Origin of the sequence: Streptantibioticus ferralitis (assembly GCF_029223525.1) — a bacterium.
In the GTDB taxonomy this organism is placed as follows: Bacteria; Actinomycetota; Actinomycetes; order Streptomycetales; family Streptomycetaceae; genus Streptantibioticus_A; species Streptantibioticus_A ferralitis.
On record NZ_JARHTQ010000007.1, the window covers coordinates 221,278 to 235,344 of the forward strand.

At 67.8% G+C, this 14,067-nt stretch carries 13 protein-coding genes and 1 pseudogene; 11 read left to right on the forward strand and 3 right to left on the reverse strand.

Annotation, left to right across the window (positions count from 1 at the left end; translation table 11 throughout):
- The first annotated feature begins 612 nt into the window (after positions 1 to 612).
- Both uriT and P2L57_RS13810 read left to right on the forward strand, forming a co-directional pair.
- Positions 613 to 2,034, forward strand: a complete 1,422-nt coding sequence (gene uriT / locus P2L57_RS13805) for a uridine transporter UriT (protein WP_275813759.1) — start codon at positions 613 to 615, stop codon at positions 2,032 to 2,034.
- Positions 2,035 to 2,706: 672 nt separating this feature from the next.
- Positions 2,707 to 4,008, forward strand: coding sequence for a ricin-type beta-trefoil lectin domain protein (locus P2L57_RS13810; RefSeq protein ID WP_275813545.1), 1,302 nt, complete (start codon positions 2,707 to 2,709; stop codon positions 4,006 to 4,008).
- Between the two features lie 883 nt (positions 4,009 to 4,891).
- Here P2L57_RS13810 and P2L57_RS13815 read toward each other — a convergent pair.
- Positions 4,892 to 5,545 carry a TetR/AcrR family transcriptional regulator gene (locus P2L57_RS13815; RefSeq protein ID WP_275813547.1) on the reverse strand — a complete coding sequence of 218 codons (654 nt, stop codon included), beginning with the start codon at positions 5,543 to 5,545 and terminating at the stop codon, positions 4,892 to 4,894.
- 103 nt (positions 5,546 to 5,648) lie between these two features.
- On the opposite strand from P2L57_RS13815, the gene P2L57_RS13820 reads away from it, so the two are divergent.
- The 5 genes and pseudogenes from P2L57_RS13820 (at position 5,649) to P2L57_RS13840 (ending at position 9,582) form a co-directional block, all read left to right on the forward strand.
- Positions 5,649 to 6,107, forward strand: a complete 459-nt coding sequence (locus P2L57_RS13820) for a cupin domain-containing protein (protein ID WP_275813550.1) — start codon at positions 5,649 to 5,651, stop codon at positions 6,105 to 6,107.
- A gap of 406 nt (positions 6,108 to 6,513) precedes the next feature.
- Positions 6,514 to 7,107, forward strand: a pseudogene (locus P2L57_RS13825) (ATP-binding cassette domain-containing protein); the annotation flags it as partial.
- 89 nt (positions 7,108 to 7,196) lie between these two features.
- Positions 7,197 to 7,760: a class I SAM-dependent methyltransferase gene (locus P2L57_RS13830; RefSeq protein WP_275813553.1), complete on the forward strand. Its 564-nt coding sequence runs from the start codon at positions 7,197 to 7,199 to the stop codon at positions 7,758 to 7,760.
- Positions 7,761 to 7,971: 211 nt separating this feature from the next.
- A complete protein-coding gene (locus tag P2L57_RS13835) occupies positions 7,972 to 8,550 on the forward strand; it encodes a TetR/AcrR family transcriptional regulator (protein ID WP_275813556.1) in 579 nt (192 codons plus the stop codon).
- Between the two features lie 150 nt (positions 8,551 to 8,700).
- Positions 8,701 to 9,582 carry an SDR family NAD(P)-dependent oxidoreductase gene (locus P2L57_RS13840; protein WP_275813558.1) on the forward strand — a complete coding sequence of 294 codons (882 nt, stop codon included), beginning with the start codon at positions 8,701 to 8,703 and terminating at the stop codon, positions 9,580 to 9,582.
- A gap of 10 nt (positions 9,583 to 9,592) precedes the next feature.
- Here the strand turns inward: P2L57_RS13840 and P2L57_RS13845 are convergent, their stop codons facing one another.
- Positions 9,593 to 10,072: an SRPBCC family protein gene (locus P2L57_RS13845; protein WP_275813562.1), complete on the reverse strand. Its 480-nt coding sequence runs from the start codon at positions 10,070 to 10,072 to the stop codon at positions 9,593 to 9,595.
- A 78-nt stretch (positions 10,073 to 10,150) separates the two neighbouring features.
- Between P2L57_RS13845 and P2L57_RS40730 the strand changes: the two genes are divergently transcribed.
- The 4 genes from P2L57_RS40730 to P2L57_RS13860 all read left to right on the forward strand — a co-directional run bounded on the left by P2L57_RS40730 (position 10,151) and on the right by P2L57_RS13860 (position 13,161).
- On the forward strand, positions 10,151 to 10,387 hold the full coding sequence (locus tag P2L57_RS40730; protein WP_372515698.1) for a peptidoglycan-binding domain-containing protein: 237 nt from the start codon (positions 10,151 to 10,153) through the stop codon (positions 10,385 to 10,387).
- 9 nt (positions 10,388 to 10,396) lie between these two features.
- Entirely contained in the window at positions 10,397 to 10,837 is a 441-nt protein-coding gene (locus P2L57_RS13850; protein WP_275813565.1) for a peptidoglycan-binding domain-containing protein, read from the forward strand.
- Positions 10,838 to 11,236: 399 nt separating this feature from the next.
- A complete protein-coding gene (locus P2L57_RS13855; protein ID WP_275813568.1) occupies positions 11,237 to 11,698 on the forward strand; it encodes a hypothetical protein in 462 nt (153 codons plus the stop codon).
- 812 nt (positions 11,699 to 12,510) lie between these two features.
- Positions 12,511 to 13,161, forward strand: coding sequence for a hypothetical protein (locus P2L57_RS13860; RefSeq protein ID WP_275813571.1), 651 nt, complete (start codon positions 12,511 to 12,513; stop codon positions 13,159 to 13,161).
- A gap of 309 nt (positions 13,162 to 13,470) precedes the next feature.
- Here the strand turns inward: P2L57_RS13860 and P2L57_RS13865 are convergent, their stop codons facing one another.
- Positions 13,471 to 13,626 carry a DUF6131 family protein gene (locus P2L57_RS13865; RefSeq protein WP_275813574.1) on the reverse strand — a complete coding sequence of 52 codons (156 nt, stop codon included), beginning with the start codon at positions 13,624 to 13,626 and terminating at the stop codon, positions 13,471 to 13,473.
- Between the last annotated feature and the right edge of the window lie 441 nt (positions 13,627 to 14,067).

Genomic DNA, 14,067 nt, shown 5'->3' on the forward strand with positions numbered 1-14,067 from the left:
GCCCTTCGCCCGGTTTTGTTGGGCCCGTACTTGACCACTTCATGACCGCTCCTACACCTCGCCATCCAGCAACCGTGACCCAAGCGTGACGACGGAAGGCCAGGTGAACTGGTGGGTGCGGGTGTTCGGCAGCGGCGTGGTGTGTTCGTTCAGCGGCGCCTGGGCGGTTCGACCGGCGCGTCGGCGCTGGTGGTGACAGAGCGCCGGTTGCGCGGGAGTAGCGGTGAAGAACCCGCCACCCGTCCGACCGATCGTCGGCACGGTGGGGAGTGGCCGCGGTGAGGCGGGTCGTCTGGGGTCTGCCCGGCGCCGGACAGACCGAGGAGCCTGCACGGACAGTGCGGATGCGAGTGCGCACAGCTCCGGCGATTTGACAGCAGAAGGTACCTTTGTCCACGGACCGTAGGCGCGCCGATAACGAGGACGGACTCCCGAGAACGACTCTCCATCCGCACTCGCCCGGCATTTCGCCTCGCTGGAGACTCACCGGCGCGCCCTTCAGGAACTGTGCCGCGCTTCCGGGGATCACCGCACCACCGTTCAGCTGACCATAGGGGCTCTTCCTTGGCCGAAAAGATCATCCATGACCGTGCCGTCGGGCGCGATCGCGACATAGCCCAGGCCGCCGACGCGACCGGGAAACGAAGCGTTCGCGTGGGCGTGCTCGTCACCGCGCTGCTCACGGCCTGCATAGCCTTCCAGCTCAACGCCAGCATGCTGAGCCCCGCGCTGAAGAGTATCCAGAACGGCCTCGGCGCGACCGCCGCCGAGGTGGGGCTCACCCAGACCGCGTTCTTCACCTCGGCGGCCCTGTTCTCGCTCTTCCTGCCGCGGCTCGGTGATGTGATCGGCCGCCGCAAGGTGCTGGTGGGGATGCTGGCCCTGATGGCGGTCGGGTGTGTGGTCGCGGCGCTGGCGACGAGCGTCCCCATGCTCTTCGTGGGCCGGATCCTGCAGGGCGCGTCCGGGCCCGCGGTCCCGCTGTGTCTGATCATGCTGCGGGTCGAGGTCACCGAGCCGAAGCGCTACGGCACCCTGCTCGGCGTGATCACCGCCGTCAACGGCGGTGTCGCCGGTGTCGACTCCCTCGCCGGTGGGTTCCTCGCCGACAAGCACGGCTTCCAGGCCGTCTTCTGGGCGATGGCCGCCGTGGCGGCCATCGCCACCGTCATGGCCGCCACCATGACGCCGGAGAGCAGGGTCACCGACGCGAACCGGATGGACTGGCCGGGCGTCGGCCTGCTCGTCGTGTCCGTCGGGTCGCTGCTCGTCGCGCTGAACGAGGCCGGGAAGCTGGCCGCGGCCCGCTGGTCCCTCGTGGCCGGGCTCACCGTCGTCGCCGCGATCGCCTTCGGTATGTTCTGGCGGACCGAAGGCCGCAGTGCCCACCCGCTCGTCGCCACCCGGCATCTGAAGCAGCGCTCGACCTGGGCAACCCTGCTGACCACCGTGCTCACCATGACCGGTGTGTTCGCTGTGATGAACGGGCTGATCCCGGCGTTCGCGCAGGACGCGAAGGCGGGCCTCGGTATGACCGCCGAGCAGTCCGCCTGGTGGACCCTCACCCCGTACGCGCTCGCCGGTCTGGCCATGGGACCGCTCGCCGGGCGGCTGGCCGCGATCTTCGGATACGGCCGCATCTTGCGGCTGGGGCTCGTCGGAGCCGTGGGGTCGGTCGTGCTGATGATCGTCACGCTGCCCGCCCACTCGCAGGTCCTGCTGCTGGCAGGCTCGGTCCTGGTGGGCATCACATACGCGGGTGTGGCGAACATCGTGCTCAACGGACTCGGCATCGTGCTGTCACCGAACGAGAACCCGGGCTTCCTGCCCGGCCTCAACGCGGGCGCGTTCAACCTCGGTGCTGGGCTCAGCTTCGCGGTGCTCTTCGCGGTGAACACGGCCGCGATGCCCACTGACGCGACATCATCCGCCGGGTACTCGGCCAGCATGATCGCCGGTGTGGCCGTTCTGGCGGCGGCCATCGCGACGTCGTTCCTGATTCCGAAGCCGGTGTCGGCGGAGGCGGACGACTGACCGTCGCCCACTCCGACAGGGAGGGACCCCGGCCGATCGCGCCGGGGTCCCTCCCTTTTGCCGTACCGCGGTAGGCACGTCCGGAGCGTTCGGGCACCGATCGCTCCTGCGCGCAGACAAACGCGACCACCCGCCGCGCGAGGGTTGGCGGACGTAGGAAGGTAGACGGTTCCGGTCCCGGAGCCTCGCGGAGCCTGATCGTACGCAGAGGCGCGTGACTTCAAGAGTCGACGCAGTCCGTGATGAACCAGCGGTGGCCATTCCCGGCTCGCCCATGTCCACCTGACAGGTTCGCGAGGTCAGACGGAGCGCCGACCTTCATGCTTGCGGACCAATCGCCCAATTGGGCGGTCTTCAGGCCCCCTTGACCGGCGATTGGCATAGACCACATACTGCGAAGGCGGAGCGCGAGGCTCAGTTGACTGGGTTTCACTTCGTGTACGCACAACGCAGCGCTACCGGGCTCCGTCCGCCCGGCTGCCGGGATCCCACCGTCGCCGCGTCGACGACGTCCGGACCGAAAACGAACCTCCCGTTGCGGGTGTCGTCCTGCCTGAACGCGGCGACGCACCTCTCGATGCGGCGGTCACCGGTGACCTGGTGTGGCGGTCGATGGATCTTTGGGAGCCGCAGATGACATCAGCTATCGCGAGACCTCGCGCGCCTCGGGGCGTGCGCTCCTTCGTCAGACGCTGCCGCCGGGAAGCGGCACTGGTCACGGTGGGCCTGCTCGCCGTCTTCATGGCCTTCCCGACCACGGCGGACGCCGTGTCGGTACCCGCGCCGCCCTCTGGTTGGAGCACGGTCTTCAGTGACGACTTCTCCGGATCGGCAGGCAGCCCGCCGTCCTCGTCGAACTGGACGTACGACACCGGCCCCGGCTCCAACTTCGGGACCGGCGAGATCGAGACCATGACCAACTCGACCAGCAACGTCTATCTCGACGGCAACGGTCATCTGAACATCACCGCGCTGAACGACGGCGGCAACTGGACCTCCGGGCGAATACGCACGACGGGCGCCAACGTCGGCGCTCCGGCCGGAGGCAAGTTGGAGGTCACCGCGTCGATCCAGCAACCGAATCCGGCAAGCGGTGCGGGTTACTGGCCCGCGTTCTGGATGCTGGGGCCCGGCCAGTGGCCGGAGAACGGCGAAATCGACATCATGGAGGACGTCAACGCGCTCTCCAACGTTGCCGGGACCATCCACTGCGGCACCTATCCGGGCGGCCCGTGCAACGAAGGCAACGGCATCGGCAGCGGCTTGCGTTCCTGCCCCGGCTGCCAGTCCGGCTACCACACCTACTCGATGATCCTCGACCGCACGGACACGTCGAACGAGTCCATCACGTTCTACCTCGACGGCAGCCAGTACTTCAGCGTGAGCGAGGGCCAGGTCGGCACCTCCACCTGGCAGCAGGCGTTCGACCACAACATGTCGATCATCTTCGACCTCGCCATGGGCGGCGGATTCCCGAACGGCCAGTGCGGCTGCACCACACCGAACGGTTCCACCACCTCCGGTGGGACGATGAGCGTCGGTTACGTCGCGGCGTACACGACCAACGGTGGTGGCGGTGGCACGGGGCCGGGTGGCCAGATCACCGGGTACGGCGGACTGTGCCTCGACGACCGCTCGGCCAGTACCGCGAACTACAACCCCGTCCAGGTGTACACCTGCAACAACTCCGCCGCACAGCAGTGGACCTTCGTGCAGGCCGGCACCACGCTGCACGTGCTGGGCAAGTGCCTGGACGTCTACGCGGCCGGTACCGCGAACGGCACACCAGTGGACCTGTACGACTGCAACAACACCGGATCCCAGGTCTGGATCCCCCAGTCCAACGGGTCCTTGTACAACCCGCAGTCCAACAAGTGCCTGGACGACACCAATTGGTCCACCACCCCGGGCACCCAGGTGCAGATCTGGGACTGCACCGGGGCCGCCAACCAGGTCTGGAAACTGCCCTCTTGATGTGAGCGGGGATCCTTGGGTGCAGCGCGACGTGACCGGCCCGGATTCGGGCCGGTCACTGGCGCCAGGGTGCCCCGGGGGGCCGTTCAATTGACCATCTTCACCATGTCATCGACCGCCCCGACGACGACATCCGGACGATCGATCGGGATCTCGTGTGAGCTCCGTTCCGCCACCACAAGCCGCCGGTTGGGTGCCGTCTTCACGAACTGCTGATTGGCGTCCCGCCACAGCTGCGCGTCCTGGGGTGTATCGAAGGCCTGATGACGACCTGTGATGCGTCCGCTCGTCGGGCGGCCACCATTACAGTCTGACGGAACTCGGTGTCAGCCTGGCTGGACCGCTGACCGATCTCATCCGATGGTTCGGCCAGCACGGAGACGAGCTCCTCGCCGCTCAGAAGCACTACGACAGCCAGCAGGCGTGAGCCCTTGGGACCTGCCGATAGGTGCCTCGGTGTCGTCAGGGGCCCAGCGCCGGGGGGGGCGACCGGAGCCGCGAAGCAGCAACGCCTTCAGCGGCGAGACGGCCGTCGTACCCCCTCCGGGGCATGAGGGCCGCTGACCACCCTTGGCGCCGGTTCTCGTTCCGATGTTCCTCGACCCCCGTCAACCCGCGTGCGCCGCAGTGCACTTCGCGCCCATCAGGGCCGCGGAGCCTTCACCGAGTGGGGGATCAGGGGCTGTGACGGATCCAGCCTGTCGGCGCGGACTGCTCGCGAACGTGCCAAACCGGCACCACAGGCCCGCTCCGAAACCCGGGCAACGGCCCCATACGGAACGGTGGACGCCATCGCGGCAATGGAAGCAGCACCGTGAACGACGGGTGTCAGTCCCCGCCAAAGTGACGTGCGCGAACAGTGCCACGACGCGATCCGGAGCTGTCACCGCCGCCCGGCGGCGCTGCCGTCGGCGGGGTCGTTGGAGTGCAGGGCAGCGCGGGTTAGGGTCTTCGCGGTGTGTACAGCGCTGGCGATGGCGTCTTCGGGGTCGAGTTGGTACAGGTCGGTCAGGCAGAACAGGGCTTCGGCGCTGACGACGACGCCGAGGTCCCGTTTGAGCTGCGCCAGGGCAGCGGGGTCGGTGGCACCGAGGGTGTCGTCCAGGGGCGTGAGTGCGTGGTCGATCAGCCCGAAGCGCAGGCCGGGACGGGCGGTGGCGGTTTCAGGGCGGGTGATGGTCGCCGCGATCATGGCGCGGGTCGCTCCCTGGTAGGCCAGGACGGTGCGCATCAGGTGCTCGGTGGCGGCGGCGATGCGTTCCACCGGATCGGGGGAGTCCGCGACGTCTTGGAGAGCTTCGGCCGGAGTGGGCATCTGCCCCGCCAGGGCCTCCTGCAGCAGGCTGGCCAGGTCGGGGAAGTGCCGGTAGGCCGTTGCCTCGGACACCAGGGCGGCCTTGGCGACCTCGAGCATGGTCACCTCGCGGCCGGTGCGCATCAGCTCGGCCGCGGCCTGCAGGATCGCATTGCGCGTGCGCAGCTTCTGGTTGGCCCGGCCGGTAGTGCTGCGCGGTGTCATCGGTTCGACGTTCTGCATGCAACAAGAATAGCAAGCTAACCCTGATAATGAGAGTCTGCTTGCATCAAACTATGGAGGTGGTCTCCAGTCATGAGAGTACCCTCTCGCTAAGGAGTAGGCCGTGAACGACGTCTCGATCGTTGCCCCGGACGGCGGCGAGGTGATCGAGCTGGGACCGGCACGGGTGCGCATTCTGGAGGACGGCGGAACGACCGCGCACCGCCTCGGGATCTGCGAGATCACCCTCGCCCCGCACAGCGACGGGCCGCCCCAGCACCGTCACGCCCAGCACGACGAAGGCTTCTACGTGGTATCCGGCACCGTCCGCTTCACCGTCGGAAACACCGTGCGTGACGCGCCGGCCGGCACCCTGGTGATGGTTCCCCCTGGCGCGCCGCACACCTTCGCCAACCTTGGCGACCAGCCGGCCGTGATGGTCAACACCTTCACCCCGGACCTGTACGTGGAGTACTTCCGGGACCTGCGCGACATGATCGCGAAGGGCCAGGAGATGACGGCGCAGAAGACAATCGAGGTGATGAGCCACTACGCCACCACCCCGGCCACCGACTTCGCCTGACGCTCCCTCCGGCGGCCGTCCAAGCCTGCGCCACCGCAGGCGAACTCGTCATCCGCAAGCAGCCGGGCGCCTCATCGAGCGGTGAGATCACCACTACTGGAGGCAGGGACAAGTTCACCGCGTTCACCGACTGGCTCGCGGCCACCACCGCGAAACCCCGCCAGGCACCCACGGCGTCGCCGAGGGCGTCAACACCACGTCCAAACGTCATCAGGGGGAGACGGTCACCCAGCCTCTCCCCGGGGGAGGTTCGGTCTGCCGCGTGCCGCCGGCCATGCCGATGCTCCGAACATGACCGCCGAACGCGAACCGACCGAGCCTCGCTGGAACGCGACCCGCGCCCGCGCACCACCGGCTCACAGGCACCAACGAGAGCACCACCAGTCGGTCGCACGCGCGACGGGCCCGAGTCGGCATCCTCCTGCCCGACAAGGGCCGGGTGACCTGGGACGGCGCCGATCTCGCCGCCGTCGATCCGAGCAGTGTGTGGGCGGCCTGCGGGCTGGTCCCACAGATCTTCGCCCAGTGGCCCTTGCGTGCCCGGGAGAACGTCACGCTCGGGCAGCCCCGCACCTTCGACGACGATCCGGTGTGGTCGGCCGTCGACGCCGTCGGCATGCGGACCGCGATCGAGGAGCTTCCCGAGCGACTGGACACGCTGCTGGCCCGCGAGTTCTTCGGCGGTACGGAACTGTCCGGTGGGCAGTGGCAGCGGCTGGCCTGCTCCCGGGCGCTGTACCGGCGCTCCCCGCTGCTGATCCTGGACGAGCCGACCTCGCAGATGGATCCTCGCGGGGAGCACGACATCTTCGGGGAGATCAAGAGCATCGCCGCCGACCGCATCACCATCGTGGTCACACACCAGTTGGAGAACACCAAGGTCGCCGACCGGATCATCGTCATGCAGAACGGTCGGATCACCGAACAGGGCCGTTACGAGGAACTCGCCAACGGCGGTGGGCTGTTCGCGGAACTCCTCGCCCTGGCCAAGGACCGATGACGAAATCCCGGCCCTCCGCGCCGAGGGCCACCCCGCACTCGTACCGTTCGCCTCACTGACCGCCCCGCCGAGGAAGGAACCGCACCGTGATGGCACAGCGCGCCGCGACGCACTGGGAACCGTTGTGGCAAGAAGGCCGCCGCTATCGGCCTCTCGACCCCTGGGAGGAAGAAACCCTCGCCCACCAGGCGGGCCTGGGGCGAGGCCGACCAGCGCTCGACGTCGGCTGTGGCGAGGGCGCGCTGGCCTGGCACCTGCACCGCTCCCTCGGCTACCAGGTCACCGCACTCGACTGCTCGCCGACCGCCCTGGCGAACGCCGCTGCCGTCCACACCGGCGGCGGCGTCGACTTCCGCCTCATGGACTTCGAGACCGATGACCTCGACCAACTCCCATACTCCGGGTACGCCCTCATCGCGTGTCGGCTGGTGTACCGGTGGGTCCCGGACAAGTCGGCATTCCTCAGCCGCATCCGCCAGCTCCTGGCGCCGGGCGGCGTCTTCTGGGTCGCCACTTCCCTGCACCACCCCCAAGGAGGCGAAGCCAAGCCCTGGGAGCTTCCCGAAGGGGATACGAAGCTGCTGACCACGGGCTGGTCCGAAGTCCACACCAGGACAGTGGGGAACTACTGCTGCTACGCCCTGCACCTATGACGACCGTCCACACTCCGGGCGGGATGCAATGAACGCCGGTACTGCTGATGCTTCGGGCTATTGGAGGTTGCGGAATGAGTACCGCATCGAAGCCTCGGAGGCCCTTGTCGTCGCAGCCGATCGGGTCCCGAGCTGCCTGCTGTGCCAGACCGACCGTGGCTGGGGAATGGGGAGCGCTGGGCCGTGGCCGGCGGACCATTATGCTGGGCCCGTGACACCGAAGGCCGAGCAGGGGACAGGGTTGCGGGCGGACGCCGCGCGCAATCGCGCCCGGGTGTTGCAGGTCGCCCGCGAGCAACTGGCCGCCGGTGACGACTCGCTCCAGCTGAACGCCATCGCCCGGCTCGCGGGAGTGGGCGTGGGAACCGTGTACCGACATTTCCCCAACCGTCACGCGCTGTGGGAGGCGCTGTCGGCGGAACGCTTCCAAGAGCTGGTCAGCGAGGCGCAGGCCGCGGCCGCCGATGAGGATGCCCTCGCAGGTCTACACCGCTTGCTGCGGTTCGCTCTCGGGCGCGCGTTGGACGATGCCGGGTTTGCGGCCGTGCTCGAGTCCGCCAGCGACGCCGAGGCCCAGACCTCGGCGATGAAGGCCGAGCTTGACCGGGCCGTCGCGGAACTCCTTGACCGCGCCCGCCGCGTCGGCGCCATCCGGCGTGACATCGAGGCGGACGACGTACGCCGCCTGCTCTGCGGCATCGAGCATGCTGTGCGCTCCGGCGACAGCGACCCCACGCGTACCGAGGTCTACCTCGACGTCCTTCTTGAGGGGCTGCGTCCCGCGCGCTGACAGCAGCGCGGCAACTGGCACCAAGGAAGTCGGCTGCCTTACCCCAGATTCACTAACCGGATGCCTATCCGGTTGTGTTAACGTGCCTCCATTGAACCGGATAGATATCCGGTTTCGGTAATCGGCAACGTAATGACGGAGGGCAGACCCGTGGACCAACGGGCAGTAGTAACGGCGGGGACCGGGGGAATCGGCCTTGAGACCGCGATGGGGCTGGCAGCGCGCGGGCTCGCCGTCACCGTGGTCGGCCGCAACGCCGAGCGCGGCGCCCACGCGGTCGAGCGGATCGCAGCGGTCGCAACCGGAGCCGAGCCGCGGTTCGTGGCAGCTGACCTCGCATCGCTCGACAACGTACGAGCGCTCGCCGAACAGCTCGCTGCCGAGGGGCCGCTGAAGGTTCTGGTCAACAACGTCGGTGCGATGTTCGCGGACCGGCAGCAGACCGTCGACGGAATCGAGGCGACGTTCGCCGTCAACCACCTGTCGCCGTACCTGCTGACCGAACTGCTGCTTGAGCAGCTCCGGGCCGCAGCGCCGAGCCGGATCGTGAACGTGACCTCCGGCTCGATCCGGGTCGCCAAGCGCACCTTCGACGCCGTCGAGCCACCGGGTGGCTACTACGGCTTCCACTGGTACGGCCGAGCCAAGCTCGCCAACCTCGCCTACACCCTGGACCTGGCAGAGCGCCTGCGCAGCACCGGCATCTCGGTCTTCGCGGCTGACCCCGGCGGCGCCGCGACCGAGATGACCAATGACACCATGCGCTCACCCCAGATCGTCTCGCCGGGGCTGCGACTGCTGTGGCCGCTGGTCCGGCGGACCTTCGAACGCTCCACCTCCGGCCCCGCGTCCGTGGCCGCCCGGCCGTCTGTCTTCGCCGCCACCGATGTCTCACTCGACGGGCGGACCGGCCTGGTCATCGGGCCCCAAGCCCACCCCGTCCCGGCCTTTCGCGGGAGCACCGACACCCGGACGGTCAACGACGTCCTCAGGCTCAGCCAGCAGTTGGCGCCCCTTGGTGAGACGTCGTGATTCCTGCCTGCTAATCCACGCCGGGCGAACCCTCGCGCGCCTCAACGAGCTGGGCGAGGTTTGCCAGGGCCATGCGTGTGCCCGTCTCGCTGTCCGCGACGGGTACGTCGTCGGGAATTCCCTCGTGCACAATGAGCACATCAGTGCCGCCGTCCACATCAGTGAGTGTGGTCGTCATCGTCATCACGCTGCGAAGTGCGGGATCCGCGCTCTCGAACTCAAGTACTTCGACCACCTGCTCGTTCGGCACAAGCTTCATGAAGTGGCCGTGAAACGTGTCCGTATGCGGGCCCGACTTGCCCGTGCCAACCGGCAAGTCGTAAGTGAGCGAGACGCGGAATCTCCCACCTTCGCGGGGATCGAACTCGTGCACATGGCTGCTCATGCCGACCGGCACCCGCCATTTCGCGATCGCGTCCGCATCGAGGAGGGCTCGGTAGACAGCCGGACGCGGGGCATTCACGTGCCGAGCAACTTGGGTCGAGTACACGGAGCCAACGTAGCGCTCAATGCCCGTGCGCCTCTAGGTCGACCGTCTCCCTTCCCGCCACGAACCGCCCGTCAACTGATGGCGGGCGCCTCTCCGACTCCCCCGGCCGTGTCACCACGGCCGGGGGAGTGGCGTGCACACTGCTGGCCTTGCGGCGGGCGACTGTCGGCCAATGCGTGGAGTCATGACGTCGATGAAATGTTCGAGTCCAGGACCGAGGCGGCCGTCAAGCAGTTTCAGTGGCGCGAAGGCCTGTCCCAGGAAGGGAAATTCGGCGTGCAGACCTGGGCGACTCTGTGCGGACGGTGGGAATGACGGCCTGCTATGACCGCAGCCATCGGCGCCCGGCGCGCCATGCTGACTGAGAATCAACACGAAGGAGCAGTCGCTGTGAATCGTCGATCTTCTCTTCGCGCAATGGTGGCGACCGTGGCCATGGTTGCGGGCACCGTGATCGTGGGCACCGGCCCTGCCCTGGCCCAGGGACGGCCTGTCGCCACGCGGCTCGCCCCGATGAGCAACTTCGGATGCGGTTACTACTACGGCAATGAGCTGACCGTCCAAGGAAACACCGGCGCCCGCGTCCTGCAGGTCCAGTGCCTTCTGTCCAAGTGGGACCTGATGGATTCCTCGCAGATCGATGGCGTGTTCGGACCGCAAACCCGCAATGCCGTCAAGGATTTCCAGGAGACCGTGGGCCTGCCTCAGGACGGGAGGGTGGACATCAAAACCTGGGCCAGACTGCGCTGCAAAGGGGGTTGCTGACGAAGGTTCCCGCCGGACGCCCTGACGACGCGCACCGAGAGCGGCTGCATTCCATGGAGCTTCCACGGATGGAGCGCTGTCCCGGTGGCCATGGCCCGCAGCTCCAGGCCGCTTACCTGGAGCTGCGGGGCCATGCGTGATGCGCGCGCCTCGTCGGCCGAGCGTGGCGCGTCCATGGCCAGATCGTCGGATTCGCCGCAACCTTGACCGGGAACTCCAGACGTAGCCGGCCCTCCCGTTCGCCCCTCCTGTGCGCAAGTCGACCGAGTTATCGGTATGCGCAGAGAAGTTTGATTCGGCTCACCCTTCAGAGGTAAGCGCGTCCCGTTTGGGGGATGTCGTGCGTGTCGTCTGCCATCCAGGGGATTTGTCCGGGTGGACACCCTGGGGAGGTCGCGCATGTTCAGCGCCGTCACCACCGGCCGCCACGCGGCCGGCAGTGGTGTGCGCGCTGCGCTGCTGGTCGCCCTACTGGCGTTCCTGATCACGACGTTCACCCCCGCCTTCGCCAGTGTGCCGCCGCCCGCTACCGGCAACTGCGCTGCCCTGCACCTTCCGCAGGCGTCGCCGCCGACGGTCGACGACGATGATGAGGACGACTGCGGGACCCCGCAGGCCGTCGCGTTGCCGGGCGGCGACCGCGGTGTGCACCGCGACGCACCTCATCACGGCGGAGGCCATAGGGCGTGCATCGTCTCGACCTGCCATGAACGGTCCCGCCTGGCGGTGTTCGGCTCGGACCACATCGTGCGCGATGGCCTTGCCTGTGTCACTGCCCCTGGCGCCCGAGGCCGCGCGCCCGCCTCCGCGCACCACGCTTCCGGAGGTCAACTCCCGCAGAACGTCGTCCTGCGCTGCTGACCGGCGCGGCCGGATCGCTGCCCCTACGCCCTACTCGGGCGCGGGGGGCAGCGGCACGGCCTGAGCGCGCTTCCCGCAACCGGTCCACACCGCAGGAGATTCGCCATGCCCTTCGACATCTATGCCGCTATCGCCGCTTGGGTTCGTGCCGAAGCCATCCGGCAGCCCCTCCCCCCGACGCCCTCGCCCGAACCGGCCGTCCCGGTCGAACCGGCTTCCCCGGCTGGCGCCGACGACGCCCCGACGGCCATCCAACCGCCGCCCGATGCGGACCGTCTGACACGGCGTTGTCAGCTGGCCCGCCTGATCCATGGAATGGCATCCGCCCTCCGCCGAAGTGCCGTGGCCGTGACCGCGGGACGGCGCCGGAAACGCTGACGGCTGTTCGCAGGGCGGTGCGCCACCGTGGGGCGCACCGCCCGGACCGGACGTGAGCCGGATCCGGCTTCCGGTGCGTACGGTGAAGTGGCGGCGCCGTACGCAGGCCGGCCGAACCCCGTCGGCGCATGGCCTGACTTGTCTCCCCGCATCGATCCAACTTCTCGAGCCGGGCCGCACATCAGCGGATCAAGCGGCCGATGACGGCGCGTTAGTATTCGGACCTCTGTGACGTTGATCACCGGCATGCCGTCTGGGTGTGGGCAACTGCCCGTATTTGATCGCTTCCGCCTGCACAGCAGTTGTGGTGTGCCAGAAAAAGACCGGCACAGGAACTTCACAGGGCTTTACGATCACGGCTTGCTGCACCGCGAGCCTCCCCCCACCACCGCGACGGCCTCTCATTCTGCCTTTCTGACCCAGAAAGAGGTCTCATGAAGTTTCGACGCGCTTTGATCACGGTCGCAACGACCGCAGCCATCGCCCCCGCCGCGCTGCTGACCGCCCCGTCGGCCTTCGCCGCCAGCGTCGCGCCCTCAGCCAACGCCAACATCGTGCCGTCGGCCCCGTCCGCCGCGCACCCGGCAGCGACGTCGTCGGCGTCCGGCCTGTGCATGACCGGGAACCCGAAGTACAAGCCTGTCCTGCACACCGCGATCAGCGGTCTGCCCAACAAGGTTGCCGCGGGCAGTGGTTGGCACGATTTCACGCTGACCATTGACAACCCGTCGCAGACCAAGGTCTCGAACGTTCACCTGTTCGCGGGTGTCAGCTCAACCGATGTCGGTTTCAAGGCGTTCCCGACCAGCCAGGTCTCGCTGCAGGCCTACTTCCCGAAGACCAAGCGGTGGGAGGACGTCACGGACACCGCCGGGCATACGGATGGCTACTTCGGCTGGGGCTGGCTGAACCCGCACGGCCACATCAACGTGCCGATGCGTATCAACGTCAAGAAGAACGCCCCGATCGGCAAGGGCATGGCTCTCGGCGCCGGGTTCTACGTAGATGCGACGCACAAGTGCACGGCGATCACTGCCGCTACCTACAAGATCCAGATTGCCGCTCCGGGTCGCCACACCCGCTGACCCAGCACACAGAAGTAGGGCCCGCACCCCGCCAGGGCGTGCGGGCCGCTACCGCGTCTGTCGCCCTCTGGCGCATATCGGCACCCAGCGATCCTCGATGTGTACGTCAGTCGACGAAGGGCAGGCGCGCCCCTGTCAACCGAAGGCATCGTCAAGATGTGCAGGCATGACGTGGGTGCCGAGGGCAAGGCCCGACACACCAAGGACCAGGTCCAGGGCAAGACGAAGGAAACCGTCGGCCGGGTGGCCGCCACACTCTTGCGTCGGCCACCCGGCCGTCTTCCCCGCGCCCGACGATGAGAGATCGGACTACCAATAGTGTCGTCGGCCGCCGACCGAGTGCCCGACCGCTCCCAGGATCCACAGGATCGCGCCGAGCACGAGCGCGATGAATCCGATCGTCCACAGAATGGCGATCTTGAGCAGGAACCCGACGATCAGCAAGATGATGCCCAGGATGATCACGGCGTTCCTCCGATCTGGCGGAAACGCTCCCCTTCCACGATGATCCCGGGCACCCCTGCGGCGACCTGGCGCCCACCGAGACTCATTCGTCAAGCTCAGACGGCCTGTCGGTACCGAAGGAGGTGCCGCCGAGCCGGTCCGCCCGGCGTATGTCCGCGTCGGCGACCCGGACGGCGCGGTCGTTCCTGGGGGAGGAGTGGCCTTCGCTTCGCCCACGGAGAGATGACTCGGGCCGAACTGGCCCGCCGCATCAGCGTGACCCTCCAGACCGAGACCGTCATCGCCATCGAACAGGGCCGCTGCTACTCGCCCTCGTTGGAGATGGACTTCCGCGGCCTTCCGTGTACTGACTCGGTTTCAGCACGATACCGCACGAGCGTGCCGCCGGTGGCTCGCTTTTCATTTACTGTGCCAGCTGGCGAAGCAGCTTTTACTGAAAGT